General features: G+C 48.1%; 16 protein-coding genes. 12 read left to right on the forward strand and 4 right to left on the reverse strand.

The features are described 5' to 3' along the window. The first annotated feature begins 28 nt into the window (after positions 1 to 28). Positions 29 to 376, forward strand: a complete 348-nt coding sequence (locus V3O24_RS11725; RefSeq protein ID WP_331307352.1) for a phenylpyruvate tautomerase MIF-related protein — start codon at positions 29 to 31, stop codon at positions 374 to 376. Between the two features lie 82 nt (positions 377 to 458). Here the strand turns inward: V3O24_RS11725 and V3O24_RS11730 are convergent, their stop codons facing one another. Continuing rightward, complete coding sequence (locus tag V3O24_RS11730) at positions 459 to 857, reverse strand: hypothetical protein (RefSeq protein WP_331307353.1); 399 nt, start codon at positions 855 to 857, stop codon at positions 459 to 461. Between the two features lie 131 nt (positions 858 to 988). Here V3O24_RS11730 and mobA point away from each other — a divergent pair, with 131 nt between their 5' ends. The 3 genes from mobA (at position 989) to V3O24_RS11745 (ending at position 4,331) form a co-directional block, all read left to right on the forward strand. Further along, positions 989 to 1,588: a molybdenum cofactor guanylyltransferase MobA gene (gene mobA / locus V3O24_RS11735; protein ID WP_331307354.1), complete on the forward strand. Its 600-nt coding sequence runs from the start codon at positions 989 to 991 to the stop codon at positions 1,586 to 1,588. Between the two features lie 687 nt (positions 1,589 to 2,275). Beyond that, a complete protein-coding gene (locus V3O24_RS11740; protein WP_331307355.1) occupies positions 2,276 to 3,490 on the forward strand; it encodes an argininosuccinate synthase in 1,215 nt (404 codons plus the stop codon). A 226-nt stretch (positions 3,491 to 3,716) separates the two neighbouring features. Then, positions 3,717 to 4,331 carry a hypothetical protein gene (locus V3O24_RS11745; protein ID WP_331307356.1) on the forward strand — a complete coding sequence of 205 codons (615 nt, stop codon included), beginning with the start codon at positions 3,717 to 3,719 and terminating at the stop codon, positions 4,329 to 4,331. A 97-nt stretch (positions 4,332 to 4,428) separates the two neighbouring features. Here the strand turns inward: V3O24_RS11745 and V3O24_RS11750 are convergent, their stop codons facing one another. Together V3O24_RS11750 and cysG are read right to left on the reverse strand one after the other, a co-directional pair. Continuing rightward, positions 4,429 to 4,767 carry a cytochrome c gene (locus tag V3O24_RS11750; RefSeq protein WP_104423689.1) on the reverse strand — a complete coding sequence of 113 codons (339 nt, stop codon included), beginning with the start codon at positions 4,765 to 4,767 and terminating at the stop codon, positions 4,429 to 4,431. Between the two features lie 166 nt (positions 4,768 to 4,933). Then, positions 4,934 to 6,319, reverse strand: a complete 1,386-nt coding sequence (gene cysG, locus V3O24_RS11755) for a siroheme synthase CysG (RefSeq protein WP_331307357.1) — start codon at positions 6,317 to 6,319, stop codon at positions 4,934 to 4,936. A 76-nt stretch (positions 6,320 to 6,395) separates the two neighbouring features. On the opposite strand from cysG, the gene V3O24_RS11760 reads away from it, so the two are divergent. Next, a complete protein-coding gene (locus V3O24_RS11760) occupies positions 6,396 to 6,626 on the forward strand; it encodes a sulfurtransferase TusA family protein (RefSeq protein ID WP_104423687.1) in 231 nt (76 codons plus the stop codon). A 79-nt stretch (positions 6,627 to 6,705) separates the two neighbouring features. Here the strand turns inward: V3O24_RS11760 and V3O24_RS11765 are convergent, their stop codons facing one another. Further along, complete coding sequence (locus tag V3O24_RS11765) at positions 6,706 to 7,224, reverse strand: DNA-deoxyinosine glycosylase (RefSeq protein ID WP_331307358.1); 519 nt, start codon at positions 7,222 to 7,224, stop codon at positions 6,706 to 6,708. Positions 7,225 to 7,417: 193 nt separating this feature from the next. Here V3O24_RS11765 and V3O24_RS11770 point away from each other — a divergent pair, with 193 nt between their 5' ends. From V3O24_RS11770 to V3O24_RS11800, 7 genes are all read left to right on the forward strand, one after another. Continuing rightward, the gene (locus V3O24_RS11770) at positions 7,418 to 10,267 is read left to right on the forward strand and encodes a response regulator (RefSeq protein ID WP_331307359.1); all 2,850 of its coding nucleotides are present in this window, start codon (positions 7,418 to 7,420) and stop codon (positions 10,265 to 10,267) included. 300 nt (positions 10,268 to 10,567) lie between these two features. Next, positions 10,568 to 12,724, forward strand: coding sequence for a flagellin (locus V3O24_RS11775; RefSeq protein WP_331307360.1), 2,157 nt, complete (start codon positions 10,568 to 10,570; stop codon positions 12,722 to 12,724). Positions 12,725 to 13,324: 600 nt separating this feature from the next. Beyond that, entirely contained in the window at positions 13,325 to 13,807 is a 483-nt protein-coding gene (locus tag V3O24_RS11780) for an SRPBCC family protein (protein WP_331307361.1), read from the forward strand. A gap of 43 nt (positions 13,808 to 13,850) precedes the next feature. After that, positions 13,851 to 14,306: a PAS domain-containing protein gene (locus V3O24_RS11785; RefSeq protein ID WP_104423747.1), complete on the forward strand. Its 456-nt coding sequence runs from the start codon at positions 13,851 to 13,853 to the stop codon at positions 14,304 to 14,306. A gap of 29 nt (positions 14,307 to 14,335) precedes the next feature. Further along, entirely contained in the window at positions 14,336 to 15,166 is an 831-nt protein-coding gene (locus V3O24_RS11790) for a sterol desaturase family protein (RefSeq protein ID WP_331307362.1), read from the forward strand. 47 nt (positions 15,167 to 15,213) lie between these two features. Then, positions 15,214 to 16,170 carry a protein-methionine-sulfoxide reductase catalytic subunit MsrP gene (msrP, locus tag V3O24_RS11795; protein WP_331307363.1) on the forward strand — a complete coding sequence of 319 codons (957 nt, stop codon included), beginning with the start codon at positions 15,214 to 15,216 and terminating at the stop codon, positions 16,168 to 16,170. Then, complete coding sequence (locus V3O24_RS11800) at positions 16,170 to 16,847, forward strand: protein-methionine-sulfoxide reductase heme-binding subunit MsrQ (protein WP_104423680.1); 678 nt, start codon at positions 16,170 to 16,172, stop codon at positions 16,845 to 16,847. Before msrP ends, V3O24_RS11800 begins: the two co-directional genes overlap by 1 nt. Positions 16,848 to 17,059 lie beyond the last annotated feature (212 nt).

Raw genomic sequence — 17,059 nt, forward strand, 5'->3', positions numbered from 1 at the left:
GGCCATTTAGAAAGTAAGAGAGGATTTTATGCCCTATTTAAAACTAACAACCAATATTGCAATCGATAAAAAACAGTCTCCAGAACTCATGAGCCAATTTTCGCAACTGCTGGCAAAAGAAACCGGCAAGCCGGAGCGTTATGTTATGGTTGAGCTAAGCGGTGGTAAAGACATGCTGTTTGGGGGCAGTAATGAACCATTGGCTTATGTCGAATGTAAGAGTATCGGTCTAAGCACCCAGCAGGCGCAGTCGCTTTCGGCGGCTATCAGCCAATTGTTGGCAAGCCGTTTACAGCTTCCAGCGGAGCGTGTTTATATTGAGTTCAGCAATTGTCCTGCTAACTTATGGGGCTGGAATGGATCTACCTTTGGATAGGCAAGCCAGAGCGCCGCTCTATGCATCAACTTAGGGGGTAAAAAATGAAAAAGCGGCTTAGGCCGCTTTTTTCGTGGCTTTCCTATTTCACAAAACAGCTTTTCTCGGCATATTGTTCCGCATCTTTGAGCCGTTTTCTCAAGTCCTTGGATTGAGCCGGATCGCGCAGCGCCGCAGCGGCATCGCCTGTTTGGCCTTTGGTTAAATAAGTAAAGGTTTTCGCGGCCTCGAATTCAGCGAAATTCAGTTTCTCGGCAATTTTGTCGATCTTGCAGCCGCAGGCGTATTGGGTGATGTAGGTCAGGCCGCCGTGTTGAGCAACGCAGTTCAAAACATACTCAACGCGGTCGCGGGTAGGGTAGTCGCTGACAAACGGCGCGGGCTCGGCTTGTTCAACGGGTTTTTCCGGTTCCGTGGCGCAGCCTGAAATAACGGCAATTAAAGCGAGGCTGAAAATAGATGATAGGTATTTAATTTTCATTGATGATCTTTTATTCCCATAAGTCAGAAAGTGAAAAAGTATGCGTAGCTTGCAATAAACAGCAGGCTTGCGAGAATAGTCTGTCGGTTGAACAAGTTGACCATTATCTACGGTATTCAAAGCTTACCATTATGAACAGTCAAACAAAAGTAGCGGGCGTGATTCTTGCGGGCGGCCGTGCGCGGCGCATGGATAATCGGGACAAAGGCCTGGTGGATTTTAAAGGCCGGCCGATGGTCAGTTATGCGATAGCCGCGCTGGCCCCTGTTGTGGACGCTGTTTTCATCAGCGCCAACCGGAATATCGACCAATACCGTCAGTTCGGATGGCCGGTTATCAGCGACCAAACCGACAGTTTTGACGGCCCCTTGGCCGGCGTATTAAGCGCAATGATGCATGCCGATGCCGATGTTTTGCTGGTCATGCCTTGCGACTCGCCGTTAATTAAAACCGAACATTTACGGAAGTTGTTATTAATCCGTGCGGAAAGCAATGCCGATGTTGCGGTCGCTTTTGACGGCATAAGGCTGCATCCGGTTTTTTTAGCGATAAAAACTACATTGCAAACCAGTTTGCAAGATTACTTGGCCAATGGTCAACGTAAGGTCGCGGTTTGGCTGGCTCAGCAAAGTTTGGTGCGGGTGGATTTCAGTGGAGAGCCGGAAATATTCAATAACATTAATTCCATGGACGAATTATCCATGCTGGAGGAAGCTAAGTATTTCAGTTAGAATCGAACGCAGTTATCTAAGGTAAGCAGGTGCTAAAACATCGGCCCGCCCGCACCAAATCCAAGAAGCTGTTTAAAAACCTAACAAATGCCGCGTAAAAGGCGGTGTGCCTCGATAATTTTGATAAATACCTCGGTCGTCGGTTAGGCGTTCATAATCCTTGGAAAGGCCCAAGCCGGGCAAAATAGCGTTCAACCACTCATCGGCGAGGTAACGCGACAAATTTACCTCGCATGGCGTCAGTCCGTTTAACAATCGTAAGGTTCCAGTTGAACATGTTTTTTGCCCATTCGACTAAAACGCCGCTATAACCGCCATTGCTCATCGGTTAAATTCGTGCCAACCCTCCTAGGCCAGAAATATTGCAGATTAGCTGATCATTGAGGTTTTTAAGCGGCTTCTTAGGTTTTGAGGTTTTGGCCGGAAGGCTTGGAGACGGGCGAACAATTGGCGTTCTTACAGGGTAAAGCCTGCAAGGCTATCTAAAAAGTAAACCGGTGACGGCAGAGGTGTTTGTCGAACTGCTGCGGGCGCAATAGCTTGAAAGTCTGTACTTTATTAATAAGCAGACAGTTATTATTGATCCCGGTATCCGCTAACACTGATGACTTCCGGCGTGTACGTTGCTGTCGGAATTTGTATTTTCCGGTATAATTTCCAACATTTTCAATTCAGGGTATAGGCGCTATGTCGGAAATCAATAAAGTTGTATTGGCTTATTCAGGCGGTTTGGATACTTCCGTTATTCTTAAGTGGTTACAGGATGTTTATGATTGTGAAGTTGTCACCTTTACGGCCGATTTGGGGCAGGGCGAAGAAGTCGAACCTGCGCGGGCCAAAGCCCAGGCAATGGGCATTAAGGATATTTACATCGAAGACTTGCGCGAGGATTTTGCGCGTGATTATGTGTTCCCGATGTTCCGCGCCAATACGATTTACGAAGGCGAATATTTGCTGGGCACTTCGATTGCGCGTCCTTTAATCGCCAAGCGTCTGATCGACATCGCCAATGAAACCGGCGCGGACGCCATTTCCCACGGCGCAACCGGCAAAGGTAACGATCAGGTGCGCTTTGAGCTGGGCGCCTACGCATTGCGTCCCGATATAAAGATTATTGCACCCTGGCGGGAATGGGACTTAACTTCCCGTCAAACCTTGCTGGATTATGCCGAGAAACACAAGATTCCGGTGGAAATGAAAAAAGGTAAAACCTCGCCTTATTCGATGGACGCCAATTTACTGCATATTTCGTATGAAGGCCGGGTTCTGGAAGACCCTTGGGCGGAACCTGAGGAAGATATGTGGCGCTGGACGGTTTCCCCCGAATCCGCACCCGATCAAGCAACTTACATTGAATTGACTTACCATCAGGGCGATATTGTCGCCATTGACGACGTGCCTTGCTCTCCCGCGACAGTGATGGAGCAGTTAAACAAGGTTGCCGGCGCAAACGGTATCGGCCGCTTGGATATCGTTGAAAACCGCTATGTCGGCATGAAATCGCGCGGCTGTTATGAAACACCGGCCGGTACGGTGATGCTCAAGGCGCATCGTGCGATTGAATCGTTAACGCTGGATAGGGAAGTGGCGCATTTAAAGGATGAGCTGATGCCGCGCTATGCTTCTTTAGTCTATAACGGCTACTGGTGGAGTCCCGAGCGCAAGATGATGCAAACCATGATCGATGCATCCCAGGCGAATGTTAACGGCAAAGTCAGGCTCAAGCTTTATAAAGGCAATGTGATCGTCGTCGGACGCGCTTCCGATAGCGACAGCCTGTTTGACGAAAGCATCGCAACATTTGAAGATGATGCCGGCGCGTATAATCAAAAAGATGCCGAGGGTTTTATCAAGTTAAATGCGCTGAGAATGAGAATAGCCGCCGCCAAGCGATTAAAGTAATGCTATAGGCAGCATAGGGTTAGAAACTTTATGCTGCCTTATCAAACCTGTCTTGCCGGATTTATATGCGGCATACACTTAAATAATATGCAGGACTTGAGCATTAAACTTGTATAATCGCGAGTTAGGTAGCACTACTACCGACATGGTTTGTTATGAAAAATAATAATTGTTCGGTCAGGATGGTTGGTCGCCGTAGGTTCCTGGTTCGAGGGGAAGTTAATTAATGAGCGATACAGATAAGACAAATTCAGTCGTGGAGGCGTTGCACGGCAACGCTCCGGCCGTTCTGCAAATAATACCTTCGCATCACGCATTAATGAAAGTTAACAGATTGTTGCTGACGATAATCTGTTCCTTGATGGTTGTCATTTTGATAGCCGGTTTTTTATTGTTCCCAAGCCAGAGTTTTATTAATAGCTATAGAAACGCCACTGCCACCGAGACTTATGCGGCTGAGATGAATCCGGTGGTATCTGCGGAAGTTAACGCACTGAAAGGTCAGCTTGTCGGTCTGGTCAGCGGTTCAATCGAAAGTAAATTAAACGCATTGGAAGAAAGTCTCCGGGTGGGGTCCGTTTCCAGTTCGATAGGTACGATAGAAGACTTGAAAAACGATCTTAAAGTGCTTCGCACGTATTCCGCAGAGCCTGCCAAGAAAGTAAATACGGCTATTTCTAATGAGCAGTTAATGCAGGAAATGTCCCAATTAAAACGCCTGATCTATGTGACGCTTGCTTCTTGCGGGTTGATGCTGGCGGCAGTTGCGGGCATCTGGATTAAAAATCGTAACCGATTGCCTTATAAAGAAGTCAAAACAAGCTATTTGGGTAAGGATTAGTTTTCGGGTCGCGCGTTTAACAATACCGTTTTTTGAATAAAAAAAGCCGCCCCGATCTCTGACTGGGGCGGCTTTTTTGTGTTCGCCGATCCAGGTTTTAGTTGCCGCCCAGATATTTGTACAAAGCGTCAACAGCTTGATCTTCGCCGTATCCGGCTTTAACAACGGCTGGGTTTTTCATGATTTCAGCGATAGCTTTCGGCATGCCGCCTTTACCTTCTTTCAGAACGTTTTCGAATTTTGCTCTGTCCAGTTGGCCGCCTTTAATTAAAGTAGTTAACTGTGGGTTTGAAGCGATGTCGTGGCAAGTGCCGCAACCGCGACCGAAAGCGCGCTCATAAATTTTCTTGCCGATGTCGCTGGCTTCGTCGGCAAATACTTGTCCACTTAAAGTGATTAAAGCGATGCCTGCCAATGTAGCTAATGATTTTTTCATAATGACCTCTCTTGGTAGTAAAAAGAACTGTTATTTTTGAAGAAAAAACAGTCCGATTAAAAGTTAAACCCGTAAAGGATAGGGAATTTAGCCGGAAAATTCAATTGTTTTGTTTATTTTTCCGAGTAATAGTATCAGCAGCGCTTATGAATGACAGCTTAACCGTTTAGCCGGCCTGAAACCAGCTTAGTTTGTCATGCAGCGTTACGACCGTGCCGATAATAATCAGAGTGGGCGGCTTGATGTCCTGACCGGCAACCTTGCCCGGCAATGTTTCCAAGGTGCCGGTAATCACCCGCTGGTTGGATGTAGTGCCTTGTTGCACAATGGCGACAGGTAAATCTTTGGAGCTTCCGTGTTCAATCAGGGACTGGCAGATTTTTTCCAGGCCGACCAAGCCCATATAGATGACGATGGTTTGATTGGGCGCCGCAAGTTGCGTCCAGTTTAAGTTGATGGAATTATTCTTTAGGTGTCCGGTGACGAAAGTGCAGGATTGCGCATGGTCCCGATGGGTTAGCGGGATGCCGGCGTAGGTTGCACATCCGGAAGCCGCAGTGATGCCGGGGACTACCTGAAAATTAATGCCTTGCTGCATCAAGGTTTCAATTTCTTCACCGCCGCGGCCGAATATGAACGGGTCGCCGCCTTTTAAGCGCACCACCCGCTTTCCCGCTTTAGCCAGATCAGCCAACAGAGTATTGATGGATTCCTGCGGCAATGCATGATATTGGCGCTGTTTGCCGACATAAATCTTTTCTGCATCCCGGCGCGCCAAATCGAGAATTTCCGGCGAAACCAGCCGGTCGTAAACGATCACATCGGCCTGCTGCATCAATCGCAGTGCGCGGAAAGTCAATAAGTCCGGTGCGCCGGGGCCTGCGCCAATCAGGTAGACTTCGCCGAGGTTAGCGCCTTGTTCTTGCTTAAGCAGGGTTTGCTCCAATTGCTGTTCGGCTTCCTGTTCTTTGCCGGAGAAGATCAGTTCGGCGACAGAACCCTGCAATACGTTTTCCCAGAAAATCCGGCGTTGTGCCGGCCGCTTGATATGCTGCTTGACTTTATCCCTGAACTTATCAGCCAGACCGGCCAGGCGGCCGTAGGCGGGAGGAATCACCGTTTCTATTTTAGCCCTCAGCAAGCGGGCCAATACGGGTGTAGCGCCGCCGGAGGATACCGCTGCAATAATCGGCGAGCGGTCGATAATGGCCGGAAATATGAAGCTGCAAAGCTCGGGGTTATCGACTACATTAACCGGGATGTTTTGTTCAGTTGCCGTTTTTGCAACCAGTCGATTGGTCTCTTCGTTATCCGTTGCCGAAACCACCAGCCTGAAGTTGCCAAGATCGACAGGGGAGAAAGATTGTTGCAGCAGCGTCAAGTTATGAGACGCCTGCAAGCTCGATACCGTAGGACTTATCTCCCTGGCGATGACCGTGATTTTTGCACCGGCTCGCGCCAATAATTCAATTTTTCGGGCGGCGATTTCGCCTGCGCCGACAACCAGGCAAGCCTGGTCTTTAAGTTTTAAAAATATCGGGAAATAATCCATTGTGTGTGATGATTCGTGGATTTAAAAGAGGATGGTATTATAAGCGCACCGAACTTAGTTGAGAAAACTTAAAACCATGATCGAATTTAATCTGGAACTAGATGCCAGCGGATTGAACTGTCCATTGCCCTTGTTGCGCCTGAAAAAAGCCTTGATGAGCATGTCCAGCGGCGAAGTAGTCAAGGTGATTGCAACCGATCCAGCCGCACATCTGGATTTTGGCGTTTATTCCGACCAGACCGGGCATCAAATTATTCTTTTGATAAAAGAATCCGATAAACAGGTTTTTTATTTCAAAAAGAAATAGCGTAGGCCGGCAACGTCAGTTTTAGCTGCCGCTCAAACTGGCTGCTTCGGCAAGCCTGTCCTGAGCAAGGCCGAAGGATTCAGGACCTGCCGACAGGTCCCAGCGCGATCCGCCATGCCTGAAGTTTTTGTTCATAGGACAGAGAGGCGTGCGCGGGGCTGGTCGATGGAAGACGCATATAGCTGAGCGGAACGTTGCTGATGCTAGGCAAAACATACTGCCGGTACGCCGACTCCGCCTTGGCGCCGTTGAAAAAGACCGCACGGATCCGGTTATGCGCAGCAAAGAAGCTCTGAAAGTTATTCGCCGTGATGGAGCTGTTATCAATGCTTGCATCCAAACTGCCGATTCGTGTACAAGATTTCAGTACATCCCATAGCGCGATGCGGGCCGTCTTCAGTTCGTGTAGCCGGGCCTCATACGAACAGCCGGGATCAAACTCAAGCAATTCGGCCATGATTTTCCAGAAAGCATTGCGGCGGTTTGCATAATATTGGCCTGCCGCCAAAGACTCCTGTCCCGGCATGCTGCCCAAAATCAATATCTCTGCGTTGCAATCCGCAACCGGTTCGAAACAGAATAAAAGTGGTTTTGTCATGATCCTTTACGAATGGATAACACCGTTTTTAACAGAATAACCGAAACGGTGTAATTAATCAGGCTGCTGTTAAAGTTAGATTTATAATGCCGAGAGCAATAAACGCAAGTAAGCAAAATAAATTTCCCCAAAAACACTTTTGAGTTTAAACAAGATGGTTAAACGAAGTATTTTTAGAAAACTTCTCGTTACGATGGTTGGGTTGATTATCGCTTTGTTGACGATGTTGACCTTTGTTCAGATCGAGTTTCAAAAAGATGTGTTTGAAAAGGAATTGGAAAAGCGCATTGTACTGATGAAAGGCAGGTTAATCGATAGAGGGCGGATTCTGTCCGATAACCTATCGGGTCAAGTCGAGAACGGCATCGCATCCGTAAACCTTTCGCTGGTTGCCGATCAGTTAAGAAACGCGGTGCGGGAAAATAAGGCGCTTCATTACATCATATTGATGCAATCCTCCGGGAGAGCCTATATCCATACGCTAAAGCCGCAATTGGAAATGGACGTTTTATCCGAAAAAGAGGATGTGTTTGCGGCAGGCCAAATAACCGCAACGGTTAATGAGTATGTCAGCAACGGCAAGTCCTTTATGGAATTTATCATGCCGATTCGAGTGAGTGCAAAGCCTTGGGGTGTGCTCCGGCTGGGTTTTTCTTTGGAGTTGCTTAATCAGGAGATTGTTAATTCCAGAGAGGAGAGCACCCGTCAAATCCGCGCAATGATAACGAGGCTATTAATAACCACAGCTATTTTTATCCTGATTGGCGCGTGTGTCGTATTGTTTGTATCTGAGCGATTGTCCCGGCCTCTGATGCACTTAACCCGGTTGGCGGATGAATTAGCGCAAGGTAATTTTTCGGTCGGCGACCATGTTAAAAAAATCCGTCAGGATGGGGAAATCGGCGCGCTAACGTTAGCGTTTGCGCAAATGGCCAGGAACTTGAAAATTTCTTACGATAAGCTTGAAGATTACAGCCGGACCTTAGAGCAAAAAGTAATAAACCGCACATCCGAATTGGCCGAAGCGCGAGACCAGGCGGTTGCCGCCAATAAAAGCAAGTCGGAATTTCTTTCGGTGATGAGTCACGAGATTCGAACCCCGATGAATGCAATCATCGGTATGACCCGGTTAGCGTTACAGACCGATCTGACTGCAAAACAGCGTGATTATCTGACTAAAGTTCAGGTTTCTTCGCGCGGATTGCTCGGGATTATTAACGATATTTTGGATTTTTCCAAAATCGAAGCCGGGAAACTGGAGCTGGAAGCTATTGCGTTTAATTTGCATGACGTGCTGAGTGATCTTTCCAGTTTAATGACGGACAAGGTGGAAGAAAAAGGCCTGAAGATGCATTTTATTACCGGAGGCGACGTGCCTTTGGATTTGGTGGGCGATCCGCTAAGACTGGGCCAGATATTGCTTAATTTAGTCAATAATGCGGTAAAGTTTTCCAATCACGGCGAGATCGTTGTTGAAATTGCGTTAGCGGAAGGCGGTGAACAACTGAAAAAACCGGATCAAATTATGCTGGAGTTTTTTGTTAAAGATACCGGCATAGGCCTGACGGAAGAACAAATAGGCGGATTATTTCAGTCCTTTAACCAGGCCGATAAATCGACCACCCGTAAATACGGCGGAACAGGCTTAGGCTTGGCGATTTGCAAGCGGATGGTGGAGATGATGAACGGCGCCATCAATGTAAGCAGTGAAATAGGGAAGGGCAGCACGTTTACGTTTACCGCCGTCTTTGGGCAACTCCAGGGGGCGGATCAAAAACGAGCGGCATCGCGCGATGCTTTTCGCGGCGTAAAGGCATTGGTGGTGGATGGCGACGAGGCGTCAAGGAATGTCTTGTGTCTGTATTTGGAAACCTTTTTCTTTCAAGTGACCCAGGCCGAGACAGCCGAGCAGGCTATTCAACTGTTGGAAAACGCCTCTGCTGAAGACCCTTATCAGCTGGTGTTAATGGATTGGGATCTACCTGGAATGGATGGTATTTCGCTGACGCATCATATTAAAAGTAACCTTAACATTACCCGCATTCCCCACATTATCATGATTGCCGCGCATGGCGCGGAAGACATTGAGCAGCGATCAACCGAATTTAATCCAGACGGTTTTCTGATCAAACCGGTGCATCCGTCTGCGCTGTTCAATGCGGTTGTCGATGCGTTTGATCAAAATCCTGTTTCGCAAGACCGCTGCGCCGGGGCGGGAAACGAAATTCCTGATGGGATTAAAGGCGCAAAGTTACTGCTGGTAGAAGACAATCATATTAATCAGCAGGTGGCGAAAGAAACGCTGGAGCAGGAAGGTTTCGATGTCACCATTGCGGCGGACGGCCGTGACGCCGTACAAAAAATACGGGAAAACCATTTTGACGCCGTATTGATGGATCTGCAAATGCCGGTTATGGACGGCTATGAGGCAACCCGAATCATCCGTTCCGAAGCGCAGTTTGACGATTTGCCGATTATTGCGATGACGGCTCATGCCGTCAGCGACGCTCGAGAGAGGTGTCTGCATGTAGGGATGGACGGGTATGTGACCAAGCCTATAGATGTTGATGAATTACTGGCAAGCCTGATCGATGTTATCAAACCGGAATTAAGGGCAACGCAGGGTTCCTGTTTGGCGAAGGCGGCCGAACAAAACGTGGCGTTACTGCCGGACTGTTTACCCGGTATCGATATGCTGCAAGGATTAAAAAATGTTGTGGGCAATGAAAGACTGTTCCGTGACTTGTTATTGAAATTCTATCAGAGCTATAGCGATGCCGAGACTCGGTTAGATGCTTTGTTGCAGGCAGGCGATGTCGATTCGGCTTTGAGCATGCTTCACGCCATGAAAGGCGTGGCGGCCAATCTTGCGATGCCGGAATTGAAAACCGGCGTAGAAATGTTGGAACAAACGCTTAAGAAGCCAGCGCAATATGAACCTGAAATATTAGCCGGCTTTGCGGATGCGCAAAACAGGGTGCTCGAATCGATTGCACGGCTACGCGAGGTTAGCGGTCAGGAAATAGAGACAGGGACGGTATGACTTGATTAGATGGAAGCGGTTTATTCGGTAGCGCCAAGAAAATGACAAAATGCCGTGAAGCAAGCCGCACAAATGTCAGGCTTAAAGTAACCTTATGTAAAATTATAAAAATAAATAATTGGTATTATTTGTGCTTAAAAAGTGGAAGCAGATAAGCGTATTAAAATCATTATGATACAGTCTCGATTTTATAGCTCTGTGTCCTGAATCTACCGGTAATCATTAATGGTTATTAAAGTTTCTTAAAGCAGCGTCGATAAGAACTTAAGATTGTATTAACTTCTACTTGAGAGAAGCACCATGGCCCAATATATTAATACCAATATGGGTGCGCTGACTGCGCAACGTAATCTAAATAAATCGCAGGCTGCGGGAATGCAGGCGATGCAGCGCTTGTCATCCGGCCTGCGTATCAACAGCGCGAAAGATGACTCGGCCGGTCTGTCCATTGTCGAACGTATGTCGGCGCAGATCAAAGGCCTCAATCAGGCCGTGCGTAACGCCAACGACGGTATCTCCATCGCCCAGGTGGCTGAAGGCGGTTTGGGTGAAATGAGCACCATCCTGCAACGGATGCGCGAGTTGGCCGTACAGTCCGCCAACGACTCCAACAGCGACACCGACCGTACCTCTATCCAAAACGAAGTCAAATCGCTTTACGATGAAATCGACCGGATTTCCGCGACCACCGACTTCAACGGCGTCAAGCTATTTTCCGGGGCCGGCGCCAATCAAGGCCGCAGCATTCAGGTCGGCGCTTACGCAGGCCAAAGCATTAACTTCACCATCGGTCAGACCGATACCAAAACCTTGGCGCTGAACAGTTCCGTGGCGGCTGGGCAAACCTTCTCAGGACGGGTTGCAAACACGACAGCGTCAACTGTGGCAGGCTATATGACTATTAACGGTGTGTCTGTGGGCGTCGTAGCTGGAGGTACAGATTCCACTAATATAGCCGGCATGGAAACGGCGATTAACAACACGTCCTCAACATCAGGTGTGACCGCGGATGCCTTTAACAAGGTCACCGGCAGTCGCGCTTCAGTGGACGCCTCCCACGCGGTTACCGGCTTAACCATCAATGTTCACTCGGCTGCCGGCACCACCGGCACCGCTGTGACCATTGATACGGCCGTTTCGCTGTCGCAATTGGCCGATAACATCAACCGGCAGATCGGCGGTGTCGAGGCGTCCATCGGCAAGGACGGCAATTTGATATTGAGCAACCAGAACGGCGCGGCAATAGAGATTGGTGGCGTCACCGCCAATTCCGGCTTGACGGCGGGAACCTATACCGGCTTTCTGGGGCTTACCAGCGGAAATGGCTCCGATATCAAGATCGGCACTTTGGCCGCCAACGATCCGAGCGTGCTCACTGCCTTTGGATTAAATATGGGGACCGGCAACGGCAGCGTGGGCGGGGATGGGGCAATCTCGAACACCTCTTACGCTACAGCAGCGTTAGCCGTGGCATACCTCGACGCCGCTTCCGGCGCTCCCGGCGCCGGTGCCGGCGTTTACGACCCGGCAACGAACTCGACCGACGTGGTAAAAATCAACGGCGTACTGGTTGGCGCCACCGCAACCGGCAGTGCGGCGGACAAAGCCGCCGCGATCAACGCGATCGGAGACCAAACCAACGTCAAGGCTACAGCCAAAACGGTTGCTTATGTCACCGTAGCCGGATCGACATTGGGAGCAACCAACAAGTTTACCATTAACGGTACAGTCATTTCGCTTGCGGCAACCGATGTGGCTTTATCGGATGTGATAACCAAAATTAATGCCGCAGGCGTCGCAGGCGTCAAGGCCTCGGCAGATGCCGGGACGGGGACGCTGGTACTGACCTCCGATTCCGGTGTTGATATTACCGTAGGCGATGAAGATGCTTCCGGCGCTACCGGCGGCGGAGTGGTCACGAAAGTCCGCGATATCCTCGAGGATCCGGGGGCGGGGCTGAATATAGCTGTTGCAGCTGGTGAAGTTGTCGGCATACGCGGACGCATCAGCTTAACCTCGACTAACGGCGGTGCAATCAGGATCGATGGTAACGGCATGCCCCAAGACAACGGACTTGGAATCCCGAATGGCGGCACCGGTTTGCAGAAGTTTGGCATACTTGCCCAAAACAACGACGACGTTGTGGTCGGTGGCGGGCTGGATGTCAGCACCGCGTCGGGCGCGACTGCGGCGATCAAGGCCATCGACGCCGCGATCAACACGGTGGTCGCCAAACGCGCCGCGATGGGTGCGGTGCAAAACCGATTCACCTCGGTGATTTCAAACTTGCAGGTTTCGTCCGAGAATATGACCGCATCGCGCAGCCGGATTCAAGACACTGACTTCGCATCGGAAACGGCGGAATTGAGCCGAACCCAGATCCTGCAGCAGGCGGGCACCGCGATGTTGGCCCAGGCAAACCAATCCAGCCAAGGCGTGATGGCCCTGTTACGCTAATCAAGTTCAGTTAATACAGCCAGGCTGGTTTTAGTCATGTTTAGCGCTACTAAAACCAGCCTGTTTCGCAGGTGAATGCCCGCAACAAATACAATCACTTTTCTGCCGAGTTGTTAGTGCGGTAGTTCTCCAATATTACCGGCATTACATCAGGGTAATGTTCGGGAAACGCAATGGCGATTTACACCCCGATTCCTCCCATGTTTTCAGCATGCCGGTAATGGCCCGGCATAAACGGCGGTTGACGGATTGGCTCAAAAATCACATGAGCGCCATCAGCAACGCGAGAAACTTGGCTCCACAGTAGAAGGTTTATCAAACGGATTTTCGTGCCGCATCGGCCGTTTTCCAATCGAAGTTCCACCTCGAATAGTTCATATTTAAACCGTATTGAAATGCTATAGCGCAAGATGAAATACGATTCGCCGCTTCCCGGTTCGCTTAAACTCAGCCTGCTCGGCCATGAGGCGTTTGACTTGGCATGAGAAAAACGATGAATCTAAATGGGTTCAGAGTTTGTAATTAATATTTATGCTGGTACATTAAAGAAGAACAGCAATGTAGTTGAGTGTTGCGCTCAATAAGGAATGGTTTTTTACAATGCAGATTAAGTTTCCATTTGATTTATCCAAGCCGGTTGTCGGTGAAGCGAGCATTGAGATTAATAAACCGGTTCACGATGTTTTTTCTTATATCGGCGAACATTTTTTTGATAACTACCCTAAATGGTCGGTAGAAGTTGTTGAATTTGAGCCCTTGGACGGTAAAGAGGTTTTTATCGGCGCCAAGGCGAAACAAGTTCGTAAAGACAACGGCGCGGAAGTCGAATCGGTTTTTGAAATTACAGATTATCAGCCCTCTATAAAACTTATTTTTAAAGGCCTGACCGAGCCCTATCAGCACAGTTATCTATTGGAAAGCAGCGAACAAAAACAACCCACGCGCCTGACTTTTCGTTTTGAGTTATTGGAGCTCGAAGTTTTTATGCGTCCGTTTGAAAAACTGATACGTTCGGCCATTGAAGAAGGGGCTGAAAACACGGTTGAAAACATCAAAAACTTAATCGCCGTTGAAGGCGGCTAACGTCTGGCCGATTCGTGATTTATATAAACATGGGAGTTTAATGATGCCTTTTATTGTTGAAAAAGACAGCGGTCTCATTCCGCAAGTGCTTTCCGCTATTTTAGATGAGTGTGTTAACGGTGTGACTTTAGCCGACCCGGATTTGGATGACGCTCCGATTGTTTACGCTAATAAGGCCTTTGAGCGATTAACCGGTTATAGTCAGGCGGAAATTATCGGCCACAATTGCCGTTTCCTCCAAGGTGACGACAGGGACCAGGAAGCACGCCGCCAAATAGCCGAAGCGATGAAAAATCATGAGGCAATCGAGGTAACCTTACGCAATTATAAAAAAGACGGTACTTTGTTCCATAACCGGTTGAAAATAACGCCTTTATTCGACAGAAAACAACGGGTTATTTATTATCTCGGCGTACAGTACGATATAACCGAGCAGATTAACGCCAATAATGAAATTAAAGAATTGAACGATTTACTAAAAGCCATGCCGAGCAAATAGCCCCGTTACTTAGAGAGAAGGGTAAGTTTATGAATCAGACAACAAGCGCCAATAATGGCGGCGACTTACTTTTTAATGAGGCGTTATTCGGTCTTGCGATATTGGCTTTTCTGTTGCTGCTGGTCATGGAGAAAGTTAAGCCTTATCGTGATTTTCCTCAAAAAATCAACAAGGAATCGTTTGTTACCAATACTACGGCGTTTTTGGTCAATAACCTGATTTTGACGGTATTAAGGGCATCGTCATTATTTCTTGTCGCGCAGCAATTTGCCGCTTATGGATTATTGGGCGGCTTGGAAAATGGCCCGGTCAAATGGGTATTGGCTTTTGTGTTTTTTGATTTGGCAATTTATCTGTGGCATGTGGCGAGCCACAAAAACGAGTTTTTGTGGCGGTTTCATAAAATACATCACAGCGATAAAAGTTTTAATGTCTCCACCGGCTTTCGCTTCCACGTTTTCGATTTATTGCTGGAAATCGTTTATAAGTCGATATTCGTCGTGGTCATCGGCGTGAACGCTTATCTGGTGCTTTCGATCGAGATTATCGAGCTGTTTTTCATTTTTTTTCATCACGCCAACCTTCGCGTTCCCAATGAAGAGGCGATCTCGCAAGTCATTATTACGCCGTCGCTACACCGCGCCCATCATTCCACGTTACGCAAAGAACACGACAGTAACTATGGGATTGTTTTATCAGTTTGGGATCGAATTTTTGGAACCCGAAAAGAGCTGGTTCCTGAAAATATAGGTTTGGACCTCATTGAGGCTGAAAATTTTATACAGCTGTTTTCGCTGGCGTTTATTACCGAGCTTAAAGTTCGGCAACTTTTGGGTTGGATTCCTAAAGGTAAAAAATAACCTGTTTCGGTTTGCTCGCATTGATAAAGCATTGGGTCACTTTGGCGATGATAATTAAAACAAAAAATGATATTCCGGCCAGCGAGATTACCGATCCTTTAATCTTTAGAGGGCGGCGCAAAATCATTAAGGCCGTGTTAGCGGTGATGGGGGCCGGCGCCGGTATTTCGCCGATATTGGCGGACAGCAATAAGCCTGCTTGGGCGGATTTGCCAACAGGGGATTTCTCTGCCGATTTTTTAACGCCCACGCCAGCCGAACTGATTAAAAATTACACAAATTATTATGAGTTTTCGTTCAATAAAAAAGATGCAGCGAACCTGGCGCAAAACCTGCGCACCGATCCCTGGTCCGTAGAGATAAGCGGCGAGGTCGAAAAGCCCGGCAGTTATTATCTGGAAGATGTTTTGCGCCAACAGACCCTTCAAGAGCGCATCTATCGGTTTCGTTGTGTCGAAGGCTGGTCAATGGTTGTGCCTTGGGTCGGCTTTTCGCTGGGCGAGCTGTTAAAAACGGTTAAGCCTTTATCAACCGCCCAATTTGTAAAATTTACCGCCGTTTATCAACCGGAAATAATGCTCAAACAACGCAATAACGCGATGCTTGAATGGCCTTATGTCGAAGGCTTGCGCATCGACGAGGCCATGCATCCGTTGACAATCCTGGCGGTCGGCATGTACGGCGATATTCTGCCCAAGCAAAATGGAGCGCCGTTACGTTTGGTGGTGCCTTGGAAATACGGCTTTAAAAGCATTAAAGCGATTGTAAAAATCGAGCTGTTAAAAAGACCGCCAGTCACATCGTGGAATCAATTCGCGCCTAATGAATACGGCTTTTATTCTAATGTAAATCCGGCTGTCGCCCATCCACGCTGGAGCCAAAGCAGCGAACGCCAATTAGGCAGCGGTTTTTTTACTCCGCGTCGGCAAACTGAATTATTTAACGGCTATGGCGAGCAAGTAGCTTCGCTTTATAGCGATATGGACTTGCGGCATTTTTTCTGATGATCTTTCGAATCAATAATTTGCGGTCAAAATTTATTGTCGTCTGTTTACTGCCATTATTATGGTTGTGTGTCGACATTGCGTTCGACAATTTAGGGTCAAATCCGGTTCAAGCGTTGCATATTCGTCTGGGGGATTGGTCATTGCGTTTTTTATGTCTGACCCTGGCGATTACGCCTATCCAGACGATTACAAAATGGCGCGGTATGGCCGATTACCGGCAATTGTTCGGGCTGTATGCTTTTTTTTATGCAAGCTTGCATTTGCTGGGCTACTTGCTTGCAGATCATGCCCTGATGTGGCGTATTATCGGTATTGATATTATTGAGAGTCCTTATATCTGGTTTGGGGTGTTAGCGTATGGCATTATTTTTCTATTAGCGTTGACTTCGCCTAAATGGGCTAAAAAGCGTATGGGTAAAACCTGGAAAAAACTTCACCGGCTTATTTATATTGCAGCTGTTGCGGCCATTATTCATTATTTCTGGCAACTCAAAGGTAATTTGGCCGAACCTTTGTTTTATTCGATCATCGTGTTTTTGCTGCTGGGTTTTCGAGTTTTAGTCTGGGTTAAAAACCGGCAATTAACTAAAATGATGATCCCAACCGGTCAGCGGGTCTTGGCGTTGGCGGAAAAGCAAGGCGTGATCCAGGAAGCGCCCCGTAAACAGCGTTGAGTTGCTGTTGACGCTTAAGCATTCAAAGCCCGGTTTCAGTGGTGAAATACCTGTTTGCTGCGGCAGTTTTTTCACTCAAGTTTCAGCATTGGGTTATTGGGATAGCTACCGGGAGTCCCTATATGCCGATAATCCAGAGCCGGACGTTTTTGCCGGTTAACACGGGGGGTTACGTGAGCAATTTTAACGATTTGGTGCTATCCGGCTTGGCT

The sequence above is a fragment of the Methylobacter sp. Wu8 genome (genome assembly GCF_036440755.1).
GTDB lineage: Bacteria > Pseudomonadota > Gammaproteobacteria > Methylococcales > Methylomonadaceae > Methylobacter_A > Methylobacter_A tundripaludum_A.

Excerpts from the sequence above, each read along its gene's own strand:
- V3O24_RS11725 (WP_331307352.1), top strand. The coding sequence starts at position 29 with ATGCCCTATTTAAAACTAACAACCAATATTGCAATCGATAAAAAACAG.
- V3O24_RS11730 (WP_331307353.1), bottom strand. The coding sequence starts at position 857 with ATGAAAATTAAATACCTATCATCTATTTTCAGCCTCGCTTTAATTGCC.
- mobA (WP_331307354.1), top strand. The coding sequence starts at position 989 with ATGAACAGTCAAACAAAAGTAGCGGGCGTGATTCTTGCGGGCGGCCGT.
- V3O24_RS11740 (WP_331307355.1), top strand. The coding sequence starts at position 2,276 with ATGTCGGAAATCAATAAAGTTGTATTGGCTTATTCAGGCGGTTTGGAT.
- V3O24_RS11745 (WP_331307356.1), top strand. The coding sequence starts at position 3,717 with ATGAGCGATACAGATAAGACAAATTCAGTCGTGGAGGCGTTGCACGGC.
- V3O24_RS11750 (WP_104423689.1), bottom strand. The coding sequence starts at position 4,767 with ATGAAAAAATCATTAGCTACATTGGCAGGCATCGCTTTAATCACTTTA.
- cysG (WP_331307357.1), bottom strand. The coding sequence starts at position 6,319 with ATGGATTATTTCCCGATATTTTTAAAACTTAAAGACCAGGCTTGCCTG.
- V3O24_RS11760 (WP_104423687.1), top strand. The coding sequence starts at position 6,396 with ATGATCGAATTTAATCTGGAACTAGATGCCAGCGGATTGAACTGTCCA.
- V3O24_RS11765 (WP_331307358.1), bottom strand. The coding sequence starts at position 7,224 with ATGACAAAACCACTTTTATTCTGTTTCGAACCGGTTGCGGATTGCAAC.
- V3O24_RS11770 (WP_331307359.1), top strand. The coding sequence starts at position 7,418 with ATGGTTGGGTTGATTATCGCTTTGTTGACGATGTTGACCTTTGTTCAG.
- V3O24_RS11775 (WP_331307360.1), top strand. The coding sequence starts at position 10,568 with ATGGCCCAATATATTAATACCAATATGGGTGCGCTGACTGCGCAACGT.
- V3O24_RS11780 (WP_331307361.1), top strand. The coding sequence starts at position 13,325 with ATGCAGATTAAGTTTCCATTTGATTTATCCAAGCCGGTTGTCGGTGAA.
- V3O24_RS11785 (WP_104423747.1), top strand. The coding sequence starts at position 13,851 with ATGCCTTTTATTGTTGAAAAAGACAGCGGTCTCATTCCGCAAGTGCTT.
- V3O24_RS11790 (WP_331307362.1), top strand. The coding sequence starts at position 14,336 with ATGAATCAGACAACAAGCGCCAATAATGGCGGCGACTTACTTTTTAAT.
- msrP (WP_331307363.1), top strand. The coding sequence starts at position 15,214 with ATGATAATTAAAACAAAAAATGATATTCCGGCCAGCGAGATTACCGAT.
- V3O24_RS11800 (WP_104423680.1), top strand. The coding sequence starts at position 16,170 with ATGATCTTTCGAATCAATAATTTGCGGTCAAAATTTATTGTCGTCTGT.